2 protein-coding genes are annotated in these 22749 nt (G+C 69.4%); both read right to left on the reverse strand.

Annotated features, from left to right (window positions below):
* Window positions 1-14: 14 nt before the first annotated feature.
* Window positions 15-11714: a non-ribosomal peptide synthetase gene (locus tag OG403_RS27675; RefSeq protein ID WP_329568943.1), complete on the reverse strand. Its 11700-nt coding sequence runs from the start codon at window positions 11712-11714 to the stop codon at window positions 15-17.
* Window positions 11714-22630 (reverse strand): non-ribosomal peptide synthetase, encoded by a 10917-nt coding sequence (locus OG403_RS27680; RefSeq protein ID WP_329568945.1) that lies wholly within the window; start codon window positions 22628-22630, stop codon window positions 11714-11716. The genes OG403_RS27675 and OG403_RS27680 overlap by 1 nt, the downstream gene beginning before the upstream one ends.
* Window positions 22631-22749: the final 119 nt, after the last annotated feature.

Genomic DNA, 22749 nt, shown 5'->3' on the forward strand with positions numbered 1-22749 from the left:
TGACCGTGCCCGAGCTATTCGGCGTGCTCGGTGAACGCCTCGGTGATCTCGCGCGCCATAACCGCCACGTGCGGCGGTCGCAGGAAGGTGAGGTGGTCGCCGGGGGAGGTCCGGGCGTCGATATCGCCGACGAACGGCGCCCAGCTCTCGGCGATCGGCAGCGTCCACGGCGAGCTCTCCGCCTGGTACAGCAGGACGGGGCAGTCGACCTTCGGCGGCTGGTAGTGGTACACGGCCCGGGTGTGCGCCTCCATGGTCCTGAGGTGGTCGACCAGTTCGGTGCGCTGCAGCGCGAGCATTTCGACGGGCAGGTTGAGCTCGCCCATCAGCTTCTCGACCTCCGCGGACCGAGCCAGGTCCCGCTGGGTCACCCCGGTCTCGGTCAGCCGCGCCAGCAGGGCGGAGACGGCTGTGTGGTCACGCTCGATCAACTCCATGGCACCCTCGACCGGAAGGCAGGAGTCCAGGGCGACCAGCAACTCGACCCGCTCGCCGGCCTCGGCGGCCAGCCGCGCGGTCTCCAGGGCCAGCGCGCCGCCGAAGGAGTAACCGGCCAGCAGGTACGGCCCGGCCGGCTGGAGGCTGCGGATCGCCTCCCAGTAGCCGCCCGCCATCGTGACTACGTCACCCTCGGGCTCGGCTCCGAAGCCCACGCTGCGGGACTCGATACCCACCACCCGGACCACCGGGGCGAGCGCGTCGGCGAGGTGGACGTAGCCGCTGACGTTGCCGCCACCCTCGTGGAAGGCGAACAGCGTGCGCTGCGCCGTGCTGTCGTTCAGCTCGACGGCCGCCACCCGGGTGTCCCGCCCGCCGTCGACGGAGCCGAGCACAGCGAACCGGCGCGTGCCCGGCCGCGCGGCCGGGCCAGCGGGCACGGTGGCGGGCGCCTTGCGCACCGAGGTCACCTGGCCGGCCAGCTCCGCGATCGTCGGGTTCTGGAAGAGCACCCGCGGGGTCAGCTTCATGCCACGGCGCCGCGCCTTGGCGATCACCTGCATGCCGAGGAAGGAGTCACCGCCCAGAGCGAAGAAGTTGTCGTCGGCGCCCACCCGGTCGACCTTCAGTACCTCGCGCCAGATCTCGGCGAGCACGGCCTGGGTGCCCTCGGTCGGCGAGGAGTACTGAGTGGCCAGCTCGGGCCGGGCCATGTCGGGAGCCGGCAGCGCCTTGCGGTCCACGCCCTTGCCGTTCGCCGTCACCGGCAACGTGTCCAGCAGGACGAACGCGGTCGGCACCATGAACTCGGGCAGCCCGCGAGCGCACCACTCGCGCAGGTCGGATGCCCCTGGACGCTCCTCCGCCGCAGGCACGCAGTACGCGACCAGTCGACGCACCCCCGGGTCGTCCTCCCGAAGCAGTACAACGCCCGACTTGACCTGCGGATGGGAGGTCAGCACGGACTCGATCTCGCCGAGCTCGATGCGGAAGCCGCGCAGCTTGACCTGGTCGTCTATCCGGCCCAGAAAGTCCAGCTGCCCGTCCGGCAGCCAGCGCACCAGGTCGCCGGTCCGGTACATCCGAGCCGAAGGATCGGCGGGGCGCGGGGCCTGGACGAACCGTTCGGCGGTCAGCCCGGACTGGTTGAGGTAGCCACGGGCCACGCCCTTGCCCCCGATCCACAGCTCGCCCGGTACACCGAGCGGCGCGGGTCGGCCCGACCTGTCGACGACCAGCACGTCGGTGTTGGCCACCGGAGCCCCGATCGGGACGATCGCGGCGGGACGCGTGATCAGACAGGTCGTCATGTTCACGGTGGTCTCGGTGGGACCGTAGATGTTGAACAGCGGCACGGAGGTTCGCCTGAACCAGCGCTCCACCGAGGCGGCGAGGACTCGCTCGCCGCCCATACTCATCAGCCGGAGCCGCACGCCCAGCTCCGCCGCGCTGGTCAGCTGCGAGATGAGCTCGTTCCACACGAACGGGGGCAGCTGACAGACGGTGATGCACTTGTCGCGGATGGTCTCCAGCACCTGGCGCGGGGTCCAGTCGTCGCCGCGCGGCACCAGCCGCGCGCCGGCGACCAGCGTCGGGAAGATCTCGCCCACCGAGCCGTCGAAGGTCACGGAGGAGAACTGCAGGTAGGCATCGTCAGCGGTGAGCCGGTACTGGCGGCGCATCTCCTGCACCCGGTCGGACATCGAGCGGTGCTCGATCATCACGCCCTTCGGCCGGCCGGTCGAGCCGGAGGTGAAGATGACGTAGGCGAGGTGGTCCGGGCCGGACAGCGGCTCAGGATCGGCGTCCGGCTCCGCCGCGAGCACCGCGGTGTCCGCGTCCAGGTAGACGTAGCCGGGCCCGTTCTCGGGCAGACGGTCGGACAGGTGTCGCTGCGTGACGACGACGGGCGCGGCGGTGTCCTCGATCATGAACGCCAGCCGGTCGGCAGGGTACTGCGTGTCGAGCGGCACGTAGGCGCCGCCGGACTTCATGATGCCGAGCAGCGCGACGATCATGTCGATGCCCCGCTCGACGCACAGACCGACGATAACCTCGGGCCCGACGCCTCGTCCCCGGAGGTGGTGAGCGAGCTGGTTCGCCCGCCGGTTGAGGTCGCCGTACGAGAGCAACTCCTCGCCGAACTCCACGGCGACCGCTTCCGGTGACAGGTGCGCCTGCCGCTCGATCAGCTCGTGCACCGGTACGTCGTCCGGGTACACAACGGTCTCGCCGTTCCACCGGGCGAGTTGCGCGAGCTCCTGCTCCGTCAGAAGGTCCAGCTCGTCGAGCAGCGTCCCGGCGTCCCCCGCCACGATCCCGGTCAGCAACTGCTGCAGATGGTCGACCATCCGGGCTGCGGCGGCATCGTCGATCTGGCTGCGGTCGTGGACCAGGTGCAGGTCCAGCTCGTTGCCGGAGAGCGCGACGCCCAGCACCAGTGGGTACCCCGTGCGCTCGACGTAGCCCAGCCGCTTGCGGGTGAGCCCGTCCGGCAGGTCGTCACCGCCCAGCAGCTTCGGGTAGTTCTCGAAGATGAGGATCGAGCGGAACAGCGCCTCGCTCTTGGGGACTTCACTCCACCGGTGCACGTCGCTCAGCGCGCTGTACTCGTACTGCCGCAGTTCGGCGTGGTTCTCCTGGAGCCCGCGCAGCCATCCGACCATCGGCTCGCCGCCCGGCACCACGGCCCGCACCGGCAGGGTGTTGATGAACAGACCCACCATCGACTCGACATCGGGCAGGTCGACCGGCCGTCCCGAGACGGTCGAGCCGAACAGCACGTCCTCGCCACCGCTGTAGTGCGACAGCAGCAGGGCCCACGCCCCCTGGAGCACCGTGTTCGCCGTGATCCGATGCTTGCGGGTGAACTCATCCAGCCGACGGACGAGTTCACCATCGACGGTGCGCTCGACGTCGCCGAAACCGGTCAGCCCGGTCTCCCGGTCCACCCCGAGCGTCGTTGGGGCCTCCAGACCGGCGAGGTACCGTCGCCAGAAGGCCTCGGCCTCGGCGGGAGAACGGTCCTCCAGCCACTCGATGTACCGGCCGTACGGCACCGGAGCGCCGAGGGCCGACTCGGCCGACGCCGTGGTGCCCTCCGTCTCGGCCCGGTAGAAGGCGTAGAACTCCTTCTGCACCAGCTGGGCGCTCCAGCCGTCCAGCAGCAGGTGGTGGAAGGACCACAGCACGACGGTCCGGTCCTCGGCGACCCGCAGCAGCGTGAAGCGGAAGGGGGACGCCTGGTCGAGGTCGAAGCCGCGTTCCCGGTCCTCGGTCAGCAGGCCCGCCAAGAGCTCCTGCTGACCGGCCTCGTCCGAGTGCCGCCAGTCGAGTTCGGTGATGGCTACCTCGACCTGGGGGCTGACCGCCTGGTAGGGCTCCTCCACGCCCTCCCAGACGAACGCACTGCGGAGGATCGCGTGACGGTCGATCACCCGCTGCCAGGCCCTCCGGAAGACCGCCGGCTCGAAACGCCCGGTGAACTCGTCCAGGAACTGCACGATGTAGGGGCGCACGTCGGACGCGTCCGACAGCGACTGGAAGAACATTCCTGACTGGAGCGGTGTGAGCCGGTAGATCTCCTCGGCCCCCCGGGAGACCAGCGCGGTACGCCGGGTCGGTTCAGCACAGAGGATCTCCCGCAGCGCGGTGACCAGCCCGGTGGCGAACGCCTGCGCGGTGGCGTCTTCGTGGACCTCGGCGCTGTACATGACCTCGATGACCATTCGGCCGTCACATACCGCGACAACCACCTCGATCAGATGTGCGCGCTCGGTCCGCGGATCCACTCCGAGGCCACGCGGCTCCTCGTCGGGTGCGTGCCGACCGATCGAGGCCACCGAACCCTCGAACTGCCCGAGGTAGTTGAAGCCGATCTCCGGGCGGGGCAGGGCATCGATCACCGTGCGGACCTCGGCGTCGGCCGACAGGTGGCGCAGGACGCCGTAGCCGATGCCACGGTTCGGGACGGCTGACAGCTGGGCCTGGATGCCCGGCAGCGAAGCGACCGGGTTGCCTCCGGTGACGAGCCGTACAGGGAAGATGCTGGTGAACCATCCGACCGTGCGGGAGACGTCGAGTTCCGGGAAGAGATCCTCGCGCCCATGCCCCTCCAGGTCGACCAGGACCTCGTCGCCGCCACTCCAGTCCTTGACGGCGTGAGCCAGCGCGGTCAGCAGCACGTCGTTGATCCGGGTGCCGAAGGCCCGGGGAACGTGCCGCAGCAGCGACTCGGTCTCCGCCGGGTCGAGCGCGACGGACACCGAGGCCAGCGACTCGAAGGTGTTGCTGCCCTGCCGGTCACGCGGCAGGCCGGTCACCGTCGCACCCATCCAGGCGGTCAGCTCCTCGCCGACCTGCTCGCTGCCGGCGTACTGCGCGAGACGACGGCTCCAGGCCTGGTAGGAGGAGGTCTTCGCCGGCAGTGCCACCGGCTCACCCGCGATCAGCGCGCGGTACACCTCACCCAGGTCCTCCAGGAGGATCCGCCACGACACGCCGTCGACGACCAGGTGGTGCATGACCAGCAGCAGCCGTTGCCCGCGCCCCGCCCCCAGTTCGAACAGTGCGGACCGGACCAGCGGACCTCGTGCGAGGTCGAGACTGCGGTGCACCGCATCAGCTCGCTCGCGCAACGCCTCCCGGACCTCGGAGTCGGCGAGCGCGCTCAGGTCGTGGCGCTCCACCGGGGTCGCGAGGTGCTCCGCGGTGTGCTCCTGACGCCACTGTCCCTCGTCCTGGACGAACCTCAGACGCAGGGCGTCGTGGTGATGCACCACGGCCGCGAGAGCCTCGGTCAGCACCTCGGCGTCGATGCCGTCGGTGACCAGGAGCCGGGCCTGGTTGAAGTGCCCGGGAACGGCCGGCTGCTGCTCGAAGTACCAGTGCTGGATGGGGGTCAGCGGCAGGTCGCCGACGACCGGCCCCTGTTCGGCCTGCACCGGCGTCTGGTCCGGCACCGCGTCGGCGATGGTGGCGATGGTCTGGTGTTGGAAGATCATGCGGGGTGTGAGTTGGATGCCGTGTCGGCGGGCGCGGGAGACGGCTTGGATGCTGAGGATGGAGTCGCCGCCGAGCTCGAAGAAGTTGTCGAGGACGCCGACCTTGTCGAGGCCCAGGACGTCGGCCCAGACCTGTGCGAGTGTCTCCTCGGTGGGGGTGCGGGGGGCGAGGTAGGTGGCTGCGAGGTCGGGGCGGGTGTTGTCGGGGGCGGGGAGTGCTTTGCGGTCGGTCTTTCCGTTGGTGGTGAGGGGGAGTGCGTCGAGCAGGACGAAGGTGCTGGGGACCATGTAGGCGGGGAGGTCTTGTGCGCACCATTCGCGCAGTTCGGTCAGGGTTGGTTCGGTGTCGGCTGGTACGAGGTAGGCGACGAGGCGCTTGTCGCCGGGGGTGTCCTCGCGTGTGATGACCGTGTTCGCGGTGACCTTGGGGTGGGTGGACAGGACTGCTTCGATCTCGCCGAGTTCGATGCGGAAGCCGCGGACCTTGACCTGGTCGTCGGCGCGGCCGAGGTATTCGAGCTCGCCGTCGGTGAGCCAGCGCACGACGTCGCCGGTGCGGTAGAGGCGGTGGAGCTGTCCGCTGATCTCGCGTTCGGTGAAGCGTTCGGTTGTGAGTTCGGGGCGGTTGAGGTAGCCGCGGGCCACTCCGGTGCCGCCGACCCATAGTTCGCCGGCCACGCCGATGGGCACGGTGGTGCCGGTGGTGTCCAGTACGAAGACGGAGGTGTCGGCGAGGGGGCGGCCGATGGGGGAGACGGTGCCTGCGGTTGTGTCTGCCGCGGTGATCTCGCGTGCCGTGACGTGGATGGTGGTCTCGGTGATGCCGTACATGTTGACCATGCGCGGGCCCGAGGTGCCGTGTGCTTCGAACCAGTCGGTCAGGCGTGCGGGGCGCAGGGCTTCGCCGCCGAAGACGACCAGGCGTAGGGCTGTCCGGTCGGTGAGTCCGCCGTCCAGGACGGCGCGCTGGAGGACCTCGAACGCGGAGGGTGTCTGGTTGAGGACGGTGACTTGCTCCTGGACGAGGAGCTGTGCGAACGCTTCCGCGTTGCGGCTGGTGTCCTGGTCGACGATGACCAGGCGGCCGCCGTAGCACAGTGCGCCCCAGATCTCCCATACGGAGAAGTCGAACGCGAAGGAGTGGAAGAACGTCCACACGTCGTGGTTGTCGAACGCGAAGTCACTGTCGGTGCCCCGCAGTCGGTTGACCACGCTGCGGTGCTCGATCTGGACGCCCTTGGGGCGTCCGGTCGAACCGGATGTGTAGATCACGTAGGCGAGATCGTCCGGCCCTGACAGTGCGGCCGGGTCCGTGACCGGCTGGCCGGCGAGTATGTCGTTCTGCTTGTCCAGGGTGATCAGGGTCCGGCCGTCGCCGGAGACCCGCTCTGCCAGGTTGTCCTGTGTCACGACGATCGTCGCGGCGGCGTCGGTGAGCATGAACTCCAGGCGCTCCAGCGGGTACTGGGGGTCCAGGGGCAGGTAGGCGCCGCCGGCCTTCAGTACGCCCAGCAGTGCGACGCTCAGGTCCGGGCCGCGGTCCAGGCACACTCCCACCAGCGTGCCGGCTTCCACACCCGAACCGCGCAGGTGGTGCGCCAGCTGGTTTGCCCGTTCGTTCAGCTCCTGGTAGGTGAGTTGGGTGTCGCCGAAGGACACGGCGGTGCTGGAGGGGTGCAGGTGGGCCTGTTCCTCCACCAGTGCGTGCAGCGTCGCCGTGTCACGGCCGGCCACCGGGCCCTCGGCCCAACCGGTCAGTGCGGCCGATTCCTCGTCCGTCAGCATCACCAGCTCGCCGACCCGCGACCCGGCGCCGTCCACCACCGAGGCGAGCAGACGCCGGAAGTGCCCGGCCATCCGCTCCACCGACGCCACCTCGAACAACCCACGATCGAACGAAATGTTCACACCGAAGCGCTTGCTCAGATAGCTCACGACGGTGATCGGGTAGCCGGTGCGCTCCACGTCGCGGCGCACATAGCGGGTCAGGCCGGACGGGATCTCGTCGGTGGCAACCTTCGGGAAGTTCTCGAAGACGAGGATCGAGTCGAACAGGCGCTGCCCGCTGGGGACTCCGCTGTACCGCTGCACGTCCACCAGGGAGCTGTACTCGTACTGGCGCAGCTCCACCTGCTGCTCCTGCAGCCCGCGCAGCCACTCCACCACGTCCGCACCCGCCGGGACCGAAGCCCGCACCGGCAGCGTGTTGATGAACAGACCCACCATCGACTCGACGCCCGGCAGCTCGGCCGGCCGTCCCGACACCGTCGAGCCGTACAGCACGTCCTCGCCACCGCTGTAGCGCGACAGCAGCAACGACCAGACGCCCTGCACCACGGTGTTCACGGTCACCCGGTGCGCCCGCGCGAACTCCCGCATCCGCGAGGACAGTTCCTCGCCCAGCTCGAACTCGACGTCACCGAACCCGGCCAGCCCGGTCACCCGGTCCACACCCAGTGCGGTCGGACCCTCCAAGCCCGCCAGATACCCACGCCAGAACTGCTCGGCCTCCGGCCGCGACTGCTCCTCCAGCCAGTCGACGTACCGCACGTACGGCACCGCCTCACCAAGCCCGGCCGGGACACCCGACAGCTCCGCTCGGTACAGCGCGAAGAACTCCTTCTGCGCGAGCTGGGCACTCCAACCGTCGAGCACCAGGTGGTGGAACGACCACAGGACGAGGGTCCGCTCCTCCGCGGTGCGGATCAGCGTGAACCGCAGCAGCGGCGCCCGGTCGAGCTCGAAACCACGCGCCCGGTCCTCGGACAGCAGCCGCTCCAGCAGCCGCTCCTGCTCGCCCTCGTCGAAGCCGCGCCAGTCCGCCTCTTCGAAGGGCACCTCGACCCGCCCGCGCACCACCTGCAGCGGAACGTCCACGCCCTCCCAGACGAACGCGCTGCGCAGGATCGTGTGCCGATCCACCACCGCCTGCCACGCCCGCCGCAGACACCCCAGATCCAACCGACCCACGAACTCGTCCAGGAACTGCACAGCGTAGGGGCTGACATCGGTCGTGTCGTACAGGGTGTGGAAGAGCATCCCGGACTGCAACGGCGCCAGTTCGTAGCTCTCACGCAGCGGCTTGGCCTCTGCCTCGACCGTGCTGCTCGCGGCGGGGGTCACGCTCGCCGTCGCGTCGGCGATGGTGGCGATGGTCTGGTGTTGGAAGATCATGCGGGGTGTGAGTTGGATGCCGTGTCGGCGGGCGCGGGAGACGGCTTGGATGCTGAGGATGGAGTCGCCGCCGAGCTCGAAGAAGTTGTCGAGGACGCCGACCTTGTCGAGGCCCAGGACGTCGGCCCAGACCTGTGCGAGTGTCTCCTCGGTGGGGGTGCGGGGGGCGAGGTAGGTGGCTGCGAGGTCGGGGCGGGTGTTGTCGGGGGCGGGGAGTGCTTTGCGGTCGGTCTTTCCGTTGGTGGTGAGGGGGAGTGCGTCGAGCAGGACGAAGGTGCTGGGGACCATGTAGGCGGGGAGGTCTTGTGCGCACCATTCGCGCAGTTCGGTCAGGGTTGGTTCGGTGTCGGCTGGTACGAGGTAGGCGACGAGGCGCTTGTCGCCGGGGGTGTCCTCGCGTGTGATGACCGTGTTCGCGGTGACCTTGGGGTGGGTGGACAGGACTGCTTCGATCTCGCCGAGTTCGATGCGGAAGCCGCGGACCTTGACCTGGTCGTCGGCGCGGCCGAGGTATTCGAGCTCGCCGTCGGTGAGCCAGCGCACGACGTCGCCGGTGCGGTAGAGGCGGTGGAGCTGTCCGCTGATCTCGCGTTCGGTGAAGCGTTCGGTTGTGAGTTCGGGGCGGTTGAGGTAGCCGCGGGCCACTCCGGTGCCGCCGACCCATAGTTCGCCGGCCACGCCGATGGGCACGGTGGTGCCGGTGGTGTCCAGTACGAAGACGGAGGTGTCGGCGAGGGGGCGGCCGATGGGGGAGACGGTGCCTGCGGTTGTGTCTGCCGCGGTGATCTCGCGTGCCGTGACGTGGATGGTGGTCTCGGTGATGCCGTACATGTTGACCATGCGCGGGCCCGAGGTGCCGTGTGCTTCGAACCAGTCGGTCAGGCGTGCGGGGCGCAGGGCTTCGCCGCCGAAGACGACCAGGCGTAGGGCTGTCCGGTCGGTGAGTCCGCCGTCCAGGACGGCGCGCTGGAGGACCTCGAACGCGGAGGGTGTCTGGTTGAGGACGGTGACTTGCTCCTGGACGAGGAGCTGTGCGAACGCTTCCGCGTTGCGGCTGGTGTCCTGGTCGACGATGACCAGGCGGCCGCCGTAGCACAGTGCGCCCCAGATCTCCCATACGGAGAAGTCGAACGCGAAGGAGTGGAAGAACGTCCACACGTCGTGGTTGTCGAACGCGAAGTCACTGTCGGTGCCCCGCAGTCGGTTGACCACGCTGCGGTGCTCGATCTGGACGCCCTTGGGGCGTCCGGTCGAACCGGATGTGTAGATCACGTAGGCGAGATCGTCCGGCCCTGACAGTGCGGCCGGGTCCGTGACCGGCTGGCCGGCGAGTATGTCGTTCTGCTTGTCCAGGGTGATCAGGGTCCGGCCGTCGCCGGAGACCCGCTCTGCCAGGTTGTCCTGTGTCACGACGATCGTCGCGGCGGCGTCGGTGAGCATGAACTCCAGGCGCTCCAGCGGGTACTGGGGGTCCAGGGGCAGGTAGGCGCCGCCGGCCTTCAGTACGCCCAGCAGTGCGACGCTCAGGTCCGGGCCGCGGTCCAGGCACACTCCCACCAGCGTGCCGGCTTCCACACCCGAACCGCGCAGGTGGTGCGCCAGCTGGTTTGCCCGTTCGTTCAGCTCCTGGTAGGTGAGTTGGGTGTCGCCGAAGGACACGGCGGTGCTGGAGGGGTGCAGGTGGGCCTGTTCCTCCACCAGTGCGTGCAGCGTCGCCGTGTCACGGCCGGCCACCGGGCCCTCGGCCCAACCGGTCAGTGCGGCCGATTCCTCGTCCGTCAGCATCACCAGCTCGCCGACCCGCGACCCGGCGCCGTCCACCACCGAGGCGAGCAGACGCCGGAAGTGCCCGGCCATCCGCTCCACCGACGCCACCTCGAACAACCCACGATCGAACGAAATGTTCACACCGAGCAGATCGTCGAGGTAGGACGCGGCCAACGTCAGCGGATAGTCCGTCCGCGCGATCCCGCGGTGACCCTCCACCTGGAGGTCGTTGGGCAAGTCCTTGCCGCCTACGAGCTTGGGGTAGTTCTCGAAGACGAGGATCGAGTCGAACAGGCGCTGCCCGCTGGGGACTCCGCTGTACCGCTGCACGTCCACCAGGGAGCTGTACTCGTACTGGCGCAGCTCCACCTGCTGCTCCTGCAGCCCGCGCAGCCACTCCACCACGTCCGCACCCGCCGGGACCGAAGCCCGCACCGGCAGCGTGTTGATGAACAGACCCACCATCGACTCGACGCCCGGCAGCTCGGCCGGCCGTCCCGACACCGTCGAGCCGTACAGCACGTCCTCGCCACCGCTGTAGCGCGACAGCAGCAACGACCAGACGCCCTGCACCACGGTGTTCACGGTCACCCGGTGCGCCCGCGCGAACTCCCGCATCCGCGAGGACAGTTCCTCGCCCAGCTCGAACTCGACGTCACCGAACCCGGCCAGCCCGGTCACCCGGTCCACACCCAGTGCGGTCGGACCCTCCAAGCCCGCCAGATACCCACGCCAGAACTGCTCGGCCTCCGGCCGCGACTGCTCCTCCAGCCAGTCGACGTACCGCACGTACGGCACCGCCTCACCAAGCCCGGCCGGGACACCCGACAGCTCCGCTCGGTACAGCGCGAAGAACTCCTTCTCGATCAGCTGCGAGCTCCAGCCGTCGAGCAGTAGGTGGTGGAACGAGCGCAGGACGAGGGTCCGCTCCTCCGCGGTGCGGATCAGCGTGAACCGCAGCAGCGGCGCCCGGTCGAGCTCGAAACCACGCGCCCGGTCCTCGGACAGCAGCCGCTCCAGCAGCCGCTCCTGCTCGCCCTCGTCGAAGCCGCGCCAGTCCGCCTCTTCGAAGGGCACCTCGACCCGCCCGCGCACCACCTGCAGCGGAACGTCCACGCCCTCCCAGACGAACGCGCTGCGCAGGATCGTGTGCCGATCCACCACCGCCTGCCACGCCCGCCGCAGACACCCCAGATCCAACCGACCCACGAACTCGTCCAGGGTCTGGGCCACGTAGGGGTTCTCGCCGGAGGAGTCGTAGATGGTGTGGAAGAGCATCCCGGACTGCAACGGCGCCAGCTTGTAGATGTTCTCGATGTTCTGCGAAGTCATTACTGGAGCCTTTCGAGAAGCGCAGCCAGGTCGGCCGAGTTGAGTCCGGATCGCGGGAAGCTGACTGCAGGTTCGACGGCCACGTCGTCGACGGTGTCCTGCACGTCCGACGCGAGCCGTTCGAGGAAGTCCCGGACCAGACCCAGGACGTGTTCAGCCGTTGCTCGGCCATGACGAGCCGGCGAGTAGTCGAGTACGAGAGTGAGGCGTTCGTCCGCCACCACTGCGGTGAGATGAAGAAGATGGCGCCCTCGGCCAGCCCCGGAGAAGGCCTGGCCGGTCAGCTGTGCGAGATCCACCAGCCGCCCGAAGCCAGGGATCCTGGTCGCAGGCCGGCCCAGGTAGCTGAGGCCGACCTCGGACACGGGCGCTGCGCCCAGCGCCGACCGAGTCCCGGCGTCCGCGAGGCGGCGGAGAATCCCGTACCCCGCACCGCCATTCGGTACCGCTGCAGACCGTTCCGCTACGCGGGCGAGTGTGGCCCGAGGGGTCTCGCCCGTGACCAGGTCCAAGCTCAGCGGGAAGTCGACGGAGAACCGGCCGACCGTGCGGCCGCACTCCGGTTCGGCGAGCGGATATCCGCGGCCGGACACTTCGACATCGACTTGGACGGCTGCCAGGCCGGTCCATTCACCGAGGGCGTGTCCGAGCGCGGCCAGCACAGTGGTCTCAGGCGCCGCGTCGAATCCTCTCCGAGAGTCCTCCAGGAGCGTCCTGGTCTGCTCGGCGGTCAAGATGGCGACAACCGAGCGCGGAGAGCTGTCCCCCGCCGGGTCGGCTCCGTCACGCGGCAGTGCTGCGGTGGGCCGCTGGCTGAGCCAGAAGGGGAGTTCGGCGAGCGCCTCGGCGGTGCGGGCATACTCGGCGAGCCGGGCCACCCACGCCTGGACTGAGCTGGTCTTCACGGGCAGGACAGCTGTCTCGCCGACTGCTGCGCAGGCGTAGGCCTCGGCCAGGTCCTCAAGGAGGATCTGCCACGACGCCTCGTCGACCACCAAGGGGTGCGCCGCCACCAGCAGCCGCTGTCCGTGCTCGGGCCCCAGATCGAGCAGCGCCGCCCCGAGCAGCGGACCGGCCGATAGGTCCAGCTCCTTCGCCAGGACATTCGCGTGCTCGCTGATCAGGGCGGACACCTCGTCGACGCCGGCTGCGGAACAGTCGTGACGCTCCACCCGGCAGAGCGTGGCCGTGGTGTCGGCGTGATGTCCCCGCCCGTCCGCGGTGAACCGGGACCTCAGACCATCGTGGTGCTCCACCAGGGCCTCCAGCGCCTGCTCCAGCAGGCCGAGGTTGTCCAGACCGGCGACCTCCAGCAGCCGAACCTGGCCGAGTCGCCGCAGTCCGGACCAGCCGTCGGCGAGGAGGTCCGCCTGACCGGGGGTCAGTCGTACCTCGCCGGTTGCCCTTTCCTGACTCGCGGCCGGGGCACCCGCGACGGCGAGTTCAGCGACCGTCGGATGCTGGAAGAGCATCCGTGGGTTGAGCACGAGCCCGTACCGCTGCGCCCGTGCGACCACCTGGATGCTGAGGATCGAGTCGCCGCCCAGGTCGAAGAAGTTGTCGTGGATGCCCACCCGGCCGACGCCCAGCAGTTCGCGCCAGACGCGTACGAGGGCACGCTCGACTGTGTCGCGCGGGGCGGTGTAGGCGGATCCCAGATCCGGGCGCGTACCGTCCGGAGCGGGCAGCGCCTTGCGGTCGACCTTTCCGTTGGGCGTGAGCGGGAGTTCGTCGAGCAGGACGAACATGCTGGGCACCATGTGGCCGGGCAACTCCCGGCCGCACCAGGCCCGCAGGTCGGCGGTGCCCGGGTCGCCACCGGGTGAGACCAGGTAGGCGACGAGTCGTTTGTCGCCGGGTACGTCCTCGCGGACGATGACGACGCTCGCGGTGACCTCGGGGTGGGTGGACAGGACTGCTTCGATCTCGCCGAGTTCGATGCGGAAGCCGCGGACCTTGACCTGGTCGTCGGCGCGGCCGAGGTATTCGATCTCGCCGTTCGGCAGCCAGCGCACCACATCGCCCGTGCGGTAGAGCCGACGGACCCGCCCGCTGATCTCGCGTTCGACGAAGCGCTCCGCCGTCAGCTCGGGACGGTTCAGATAGCCACGGGCCACACCCGCACCACCGACCCATAGTTCACCGGCCACACCCACCGGCACCACCGCGCCGGCCGCGTCCAGCACGAACACCTCGGTGTTCGCGATCGGACGGCCGATGGAGACCATCGCGGTGTCCGACTCCACAGCGCCGGCCAGCGACCAGATCGTCGTCTCAGTCGGCCCATAGACGTTCGTCACGCTCGCCGAGACCGAGGTCAGTTTCTGGGCCAGCTCCAGCGTCAAAGCCTCACCACCGACCAGGATCCGCAGCTGCTCCGGAAGGGTGTCGAGCCAGGGCGTCAACAGCCGCCAGGCCGACGGTGTGGCCTGGGCGAGGTCCACCCGCTGCTCGGCGATCAGTGCCGCCAGCTCTTCTGGTGCGCGGACCTGTTCGCGGCCTGCGACCACCATCCGGGCGCCCGAGATCAGCGGCAGGTACAGCTCCAGATTGGAGATGTCGAAGGAGATCGTGGTGGAGGCGAGCACGGTCTGCTCCGGGGTGACCGGACAGATCTCGCGCATGGCATGGAGCAGGTTCGTCAGGGCCCCCATCGGCACGGCGACGCCCTTGGGGGTGCCGGTGGAGCCTGAGGTGTAGATGACGTAGGCGATGTTGTTCGGACGGGCGGTCTGTTCCGGGGTGGTGCCTGGTTGTGCTTCGATCAGTGCACGGTCGGTGTCCAGGCGGACCAGTGCCGGGCCGTTGTGGGGGAGTCGCGTGGTGAGGGTCTGCTGGGTGATGACCACGGGTGCGGCGGTGTCCGTGAGCATGAAGGCCAGTCGGTCCACCGGGTATTCGGGGTCGAGTGGTACGTACGCGCCGCCGGCTTTCAGGACGCCCAGCAGTGCGATGACCATGTCGAGGCCACGCTCGACGCAGACGCCGACCACGGTGTCGGGTCCGACTCCGAGGGTTTGCAGGTGGTGTGCGAGCTGGTTCGCCCGCTGGTCCAGTTCCCGGTAGGACAGCTGCGAACCCGCGAACCACACCGCCGCCGCGTCCGGCCGCAGGCGTACCTGTGCCTCGAACAGCTCCGGCAGTGTCAGCCGGGTGTCGAACGGCCGGAGCGCCGCGGTGTTCCACGTTTCGAACTGCTCCTGCTCGGCGGGGGTCAGCAGTTCCAGGGTGGTGACCGGTGAACCCGGTCGGGTGAGGGCATCGGCGAGGAGTGTGGCGTAGTTGCCGGCGATCCGTTCGGTGGTGGATGTGTCGAACAGGTCGGTCGCGTACTCGAGCCGGACGCTCAGGCCGCCGTCTGCCGACTCGCGCACCCACATGGCGAGGTCGAAGTTGGCGACCGAGGTGGCGAGTTCGACCGGCTCGACCTCGACACCGGGCAGCCGCCACTGCTCGTCGCCGGTGTTCTGCAGTGCGAAGAAGGCCTGGAACAACGGGGTGCGTGAGAGGTCCCGTTCCGGTGCGAGTTCCTCGACCAGTCGTTCGAACGGCAGGTCCTGGTGCTGGAACGCCTCCAGCGCGCCGGCCCGGACCCGGCCGAGGAACTCCTCGAACGAGGGAGCGCCGGACAGGTCGCCGCGCATCACCAGGGTGTTGACGAAGAAGCCGACCAGTCCGTCCAGCTCGGCCCGCGGGCGGTTGGCCACGGGCGTTCCGACCGCCACGTCCTCACGGCCGGACCAGCGTCCCAGCAGCACCTGGAAGGCGGCCAGCAGCACCATGTACGGGGTCGTGCCCGTGCGCAGGGCCAGGTCCCGCACGCCCGAGGCGAGCTCGGCCGGCAGTGCGAACGAGACCTCGCCGCCGCGTCCCGACCGGACCCGCGGACGCGGCCGGTCCAGTGGCAGCTCGAGCGCCTCGAGACCGGCCAGCCGCTCCCGCCAGAATCCCAACTGCTCGTCCAGAAGCGGTCCTTGCAGCCATTCCCGCTGCCACAGCGCGAAATCGCCGTACTGCAGAGCGAGCTCCGGCAGACCCGCCGGACGGCCTGCCGAGGCGGCCGCGTAGAGCTCCTCCAGCTCCCGGGCCAGCACACCCACCGACCAGCCGTCGGAGACGATGTGATGCACCGCCAGGACCAGCACGTGCTCGACGTCCGAGACCCGGACCAGCGAAGCCCGGAACAGCGGGCCCTCACCCAGGTCCATCGGCCGCGTCACCAGCCCCCGCACGGCCTCCAGCACGTCACCCTCGACCGCGACCAGCTCCAGGCCCACCCCGCCGGACGGCCGCACCACCTGCACCGGCACCCCGTCCACCGCACGGAACACCGTCCGCAGCACCTCGTGCCGCTCCACCAACCCGGCAACCGCCGCCTCCAACGCCCCCACATCCACCGAACCACGCAACCGCAAGGCGGTGGAGAGGGTCCACTCGTCGCTCTCGATGGTGATCTGGTCGAGGAACCACAGGCGCTGCTGGGCGAAGGACAGCGGAGCCTCGTCCCGGTCGGCCCGGCGCACCAGCGCCACCGGCTGCTCCGCCGTCGTTCCTGCCATCTCCTCCGGTGCCAGCCGCATCGCCAGACCGGCCACGGTGGGCGCCTCGAACACGTCCCGCACCGCGACCCGCGCGGCCAGAACCTGGGCCAGCCGGTTCACCACCCGCGTCGCCAGCAGCGAATGTCCGCCCAGCGCGAAGAAGTTGTCGTGGATGCCCACCCGGTCCAGGCCCAGCACCTCGCACCAGACCCCGGCCACCGCCCGCTCCACCTCACCCACCGGCGCGACGAACCCGGACTCCAACTCCGGCCGCAGACCGTCCGGCACCGGCAACGCCTTCCGATCCACCTTGCCGCTGCCGGTCAGTGGGAAGGCCTCCAGGGCCACGAACACGCTCGGCACCATGAACTCCGGCAGGTTCTGTCGGCAGAGCTCCCGCAGTTCACCGGCAGTCGGCACAGCAGAGGTTTCGTCCTTGAGGTGGTAGGCGACGAGTCGTTTGTCGCCGGGTGCGTCCTCGCGGACGATGACGACGCTCGCGGTGACCTCGGGGTGGGTGGACAGGACTGCTTCGATCTCGCCGAGTTCGATGCGGAAGCCGCGGACCTTGACCTGGTCGTCGGCGCGGCCGAGGTATTCGATCTCGCCGTTCGGCAGCCAGCGCACCACATCGCCCGTGCGGTAGAGCCGACGGACCCGCCCGCTGATCTCGCGTTCGACGAAGCGCTCCGCCGTCAGCTCGGGACGGTTCAGATAGCCACGGGCCACACCCGCACCAGCGATCCACAGCTCGCCGGCCACACCCACCGGCACCACCGCGCCGGCCGCGTCCAGCACGAACACCTCGGTGTTCGCGATCGGACGGCCGATCGGCACCACGATCGAACCGTGCTCGAGGTGCGTGGCCAGCGAGTAGACGGAGGTCTCGGTCGGACCGTAGAGGTTGGTTGCCCGCGAGGCAGTGCTGGTGAGCTTCTCGGCGAGTTCCACGGAGAGCGCCTCGCCGGCGACCAGGAGGTGGGAGCCGACCGGCATCGTCCTCATCAGATCGATCACAAGTCGCCACAGCGAGGGCGTGGCCTGGGCGACGTGCACACCCTGCTCGGCGATCAGTGCCGCCAGCTCTTCTGGTGCGCGGACCTGTTCGCGGCCTGCGACCACCATCCGGGCACCCGAGATCAGCGGCAGGAAGATCTCGGTGTTGGAGATGTCGAAGGAGATCGTGGTGGAGGCGAGCACGGTCTGCTCCGGGGTGACCGGACAGATCTCGCGCACGGCCCGAAGCACGTTGGCAAGCCCCTGGTGCAGCACGGCGACGCCCTTGGGGGTGCCGGTGGAGCCTGAGGTGTAGATGACGTAGGCGATGTTGTTCGGACGGGCGGTCTGTTCCGGGGTGGTGCCTGGTTGTGCTTCGATCAGTGCACGGTCGGTGTCCAGGCGGACCAGTGCCGGGCCGTTGTGGGGGAGTCGCGTGGTGAGGGTCTGCTGGGTGATGACCACGGGTGCGGCGGTGTCCGTGAGCATGAAGGCCAGTCGGTCCACCGGGTATTCGGGGTCGAGTGGTACGTACGCGCCGCCGGCTTTCAGGACGCCCAGCAGTGCGATGACCATGTCGAGGCCACGCTCGACGCAGACGCCGACCACGGTGTCGGGTCCGACTCCGAGGGTTTGCAGGTGGTGTGCGAGCTGGTTCGCCCGCTGGTCCAGTTCCCGGTAGGACAGCTGCGAACCCGCGAACCACACCGCCGCCGCGTCCGGCCGCAGGCGTACCTGTGCCTCGAACAGCTCCGGCAGTGTCAGCCGGGTGTCGAACGGCCGGAGCGCCGCGGTGTTCCACGTTTCGAACTGCTCCTGCTCGGCGGGGGTCAGCAGTTCCAGGGTGGTGACCGGTGAACCCGGTCGGGTGAGGGCATCGGCGAGGAGTGTGGCGTAGTTGCCGGCGATCCGTTCGGTGGTGGATGTGTCGAACAGGTCGGTCGCGTACTCGAGCCGGACGCTCAGGCCGCCGTCTGCCGACTCGCGCACCCACATGGCGAGGTCGAAGTTGGCGACCGAGGTGGCGAGTTCGACCGGCTCGACCTCGACACCGGGCAGCCGCCAGACGGTGTCGCCCTCGTCGGCGTTCTGTAGCACGAAGAAGGCCTGGAACAACGGGGTGCGTGAGAGGTCCCGTTCCGGTGCGAGTTCCTCGACCAGTCGTTCGAACGGCAGGTCCTGGTGCTGGAACGCCTCCAGCGCGCCGGCCCGGACCCGGCCGAGGAACTCCTCGAACGAGGGAGCGCCGGACAGGTCGCCGCGCATCACCAGGGTGTTGACGAAGAAGCCGACCAGTCCGTCCAGCTCGGCCCGCGGGCGGTTGGCCACGGGCGTTCCGACCGCCACGTCCTCACGGCCGGACCAGCGTCCCAGCAGCACCTGGAAGGCGGCCAGCAGCACCATGTACGGGGTCGTGCCCGTGCGCAGGGCCAGGTCCCGCACGCCCGAGGCGAGCTCGGCCGGCAGTGCGAACGAGACCTCGCCGCCGCGTCCCGACCGGACCCGCGGACGCGGCCGGTCCAGTGGCAGCTCGAGCGCCTCGAGACCGGCCAGCCGCTCCCGCCAGAATCCCAACTGCTCGTCCAGAAGCGGTCCTTGCAGCCATTCCCGCTGCCACAGCGCGAAATCGCCGTACTGCAGAGCGAGCTCCGGCAGACCCGCCGGACGGCCTGCCGAGGCGGCCGCGTAGAGCTCCTCCAGCTCCCGGGCCAGCACACCCACCGACCAGCCGTCGGAGACGATGTGATGCACCGCCAGGACCAGCACGTGCTCGACGTCCGAGACCCGGACCAGCGAAGCCCGGAACAGCGGGCCCTCACCCAGGTCCATCGGCCGCGTCACCAGCCCCCGCACGGCCTCCAGCACGTCACCCTCGACCGCGACCAGCTCCAGGCCCACCCCGCCGGACGGCCGCACCACCTGCACCGGCACCCCGTCCACCGCACGGAACACCGTCCGCAGCACCTCGTGCCGCTCCACCAACCCGGCAACCGCCGCCTCCAACGCCCCCACATCCACCGAACCACGCAACCGGAGCGCGCGTGAGCTCAGGTACTCATCACTGCAGGGCGTCAGCTGGTCGAGGAACCACAGGCGCTGCTGGGCGAAGGACAGCGGAGCCTCGTCCCGGTCGGCCCGGCGCACCAGCGCCACCGGCTGCTCCGCCGTCGTTCCTGCCATCTCCTCCGGTGCCAGCCGCATCGCCAGACCGGCCACGGTGGGCGCCTCGAACACGTCCCGCACCGCGACCCGCGCGGCCAGAACCTGGGCCAGCCGGTTCACCACCCGCGTCGCCAGCAGCGAATGTCCGCCCAGCGCGAAGAAGTTGTCGTGGATGCCCACCCGGTCCAGGCCCAGCACCTCGCACCAGACCCCGGCCACCGCCCGCTCCACCTCACCCACCGGCGCGACGAACCCGGACTCCAACTCCGGCCGCAGACCGTCCGGCACCGGCAACGCCTTCCGATCCACCTTGCCGTTCGCGTTCAGGGGAAGTCCTGGCATAACGACGAACGCGCTGGGCACCATGTGCTCCGGCAGCCGCCGGCCGCACCAGGCCCGCAGGTCGGCGGTGCCCGGGTCGCCACCGGGTGAGACCAGGTAGGCGACGAGTCGTTTGTCGCCGGGTGCGTCCTCGCGGACGATGACGACGTTCGCGGTGACCTTGGGGTGGGTGGACAGGACTGCTTCGATCTCGCCGAGTTCGATGCGGAAGCCGCGGACCTTGACCTGGTCGTCGGCGCGGCCGAGGTATTCGATCTCGCCGTTCGGCAGCCAGCGCACCACATCGCCCGTGCGGTAGAGCCGACGGACCCGCCCGCTGATCTCGCGTTCGACGAAGCGCTCCGCCGTCAGCTCGGGACGGTTCAGATAGCCACGGGCCACACCCGCGCCACCGACCCATAGTTCACCGGCCACGCCTACCGGCACCAGCGCGCCGACCGCGTCCAGCACGAAGAGCTCGGCGTTGGCCATGGCGCGCCCGATCGGCAGAACGCCGTTACGTCGCCGCGTGCCGTCGACATGGTGCACGGTCGTGCCGACCGCTGCCTCGGTCGGGCCGTACTCGTTGATGATCGTGGCCGACGGGGTGCACACCCGGGCGGCCATTGCTGCCAGGCGCGCGTTGAACGGTTCACCGGCCACCACCAGGGTGTTCACGTCGATCTTGCCGCCGCCTGCGCGGACGAGCTCCAGCACCATCTCCAGGTGCGAAGGCGTCATCTTGAGGGTGCTGAACGACTGTCCGTCGGCCAGGGCCTGCGCCAGCTGCTCGACGCCCTCCTTGCCCGACGAGGGCAGGATCACGATGTCCTGGCCCTGCACCAGCGGAAGGAAGATCGACGGCAGCGGCAGGTCGAAGGCGATCGAGGAGTGCAGAGCCGACCCGTGCGCCTCCGCCGGTGGGAACTCGAGGTCAGCGGCGAACAGGAAGTTCACCACGTTGCGGTGCTCGACCAGCACGCCCTTGGGGGTGCCGGTGGAGCCTGAGGTGTAGATGACGTAGGCGATGTTGTTCGGACGGGCGGTCTGTTCCGGGGTGGTGCCTGGTTGTGCTTCGATCAGTGCACGGTCGGTGTCCAGGCGGACCAGTGCCGGGCCGTTGTGGGGGAGTCGCGTGGTGAGGGTCTGCTGGGTGATGACCACGGGTGCGGCGGTGTCCGTGAGCATGAAGGCCAGTCGGTCCACCGGGTATTCGGGGTCGAGTGGTACGTACGCGCCGCCGGCTTTCAGGACGCCCAGCAGTGCGATGACCATGTCGAGGCCACGCTCGACGCAGACGCCGACCACGGTGTCGGGTCCGACTCCGAGGGTTTGCAGGTGGTGTGCGAGCTGGTTTGCCCGCTGGTCCAGTTCCCGGTAGGACAGCTGCGAACCCGCGAACCACACCGCCGCCGCGTCCGGCCGCAGGCGTACCTGTGCCTCGAACAGCTCCGGCAGTGTCAGCCGGGTGTCGAACGGCCGGAGCGCCGCGGTGTTCCACGTTTCGAACTGCTCCTGCTCGGCGGGGGTCAGCAGTTCCAGGGTGGTGACCGGTGAACCCGGTCGGGTGAGGGCATCGGCGAGGAGTGTGGCGTAGTTGCCGGCGATCCGTTCGGTGGTGGATGTGTCGAACAGGTCGGTCGCGTACTCGAGCCGGACGCTCAGGCCGCCGTCTGCCGACTCGCGCACCCACATGGCGAGGTCGAAGTTGGCGACCGAGGTGGCGAGTTCGACCGGCTCGACCTCGACACCGGGCAGCCGCCACTGCTCGTCGCCGGTGTTCTGCAGTGCGAAGAAGGCCTGGAACAACGGGGTGCGTGAGAGGTCCCGTTCCGGTGCGAGTTCCTCGACCAGTCGTTCGAACGGCAGGTCCTGGTGCTGGAACGCCTCCAGCGCGCCGGCCCGGACCCGGCCGAGGAACTCCTCGAACGAGGGAGCGCCGGACAGGTCGCCGCGCATCACCAGGGTGTTGACGAAGAAGCCGACCAGTCCGTCCAGCTCGGCCCGCGGGCGGTTGGCCACGGGCGTTCCGACCGCCACGTCCTCACGGCCGGACCAGCGTCCCAGCAGCACCTGGAAGGCGGCCAGCAGCACCATGTACGGGGTCGTGCCCGTGCGCAGGGCCAGGTCCCGCACGCCCGAGGCGAGCTCGGCCGGCAGTGCGAACGAGACCTCGCCGCCGCGTCCCGACCGGACCCGCGGACGCGGCCGGTCCAGTGGCAGCTCGAGCGCCTCGAGACCGGCCAGCCGCTCCCGCCAGAATCCCAACTGCTCGTCCAGAAGCGGTCCTTGCAGCCATTCCCGCTGCCACACCGCGAAATCGCCGTACTGCAGAGCGAGCTCCGGCAGACCCGCCGGACGGCCTGCCGAGGCGGCCGCGTAGAGCTCCTCCAGCTCCCGGGCCAGCACACCCACCGACCAGCCGTCGGAGACGATGTGATGCACCGCCAGGACCAGCACGTGCTCGACGTCCGAGACCCGGACCAGCGAAGCCCGGAACAGCGGGCCCTCACCCAGGTCCATCGGCCGCGTCACCAGCCCCCGCACGGCCTCCAGCACGTCACCCTCGACCGCGACCAGCTCCAGGCCCACCCCGCCGGACGGCCGCACCACCTGCACCGGCACCCCGTCCACCGCACGGAACACCGTCCGCAGCACCTCGTGCCGCTCCACCAACCCGGCAACCGCCGCCTCCAACGCCCCCACATCCACCGAACCACGCAACCGGAGCGCGCGAGCATCGACGAACTCGAGTCCGTTCGACAGCAGCTGGTCCATGAACCACAGTCTCTGCTGCCCGATCGAGCTCGCCTTTTCGGCAGGAGAACTCGATGCGTGCTCGGGCGCGGGGCCGGTCATCGCTATAACCTCTCGGTCATGATAAAAGGGCAGCATGAATCACACGCCGAATATTTTGCTAAACTTCGGCGCGTAATTCACTCGAGGGCTGAGGAGGGAATTGCGGCAGGTGTTAATTGTGGCAGTAGAGTGGCCAGTCCGTCGCCGCGGGGAAT

Source organism: Kitasatospora sp. NBC_01266 (assembly GCF_036242395.1).
Taxonomy (GTDB): Bacteria; Actinomycetota; Actinomycetes; order Streptomycetales; family Streptomycetaceae; genus Kitasatospora.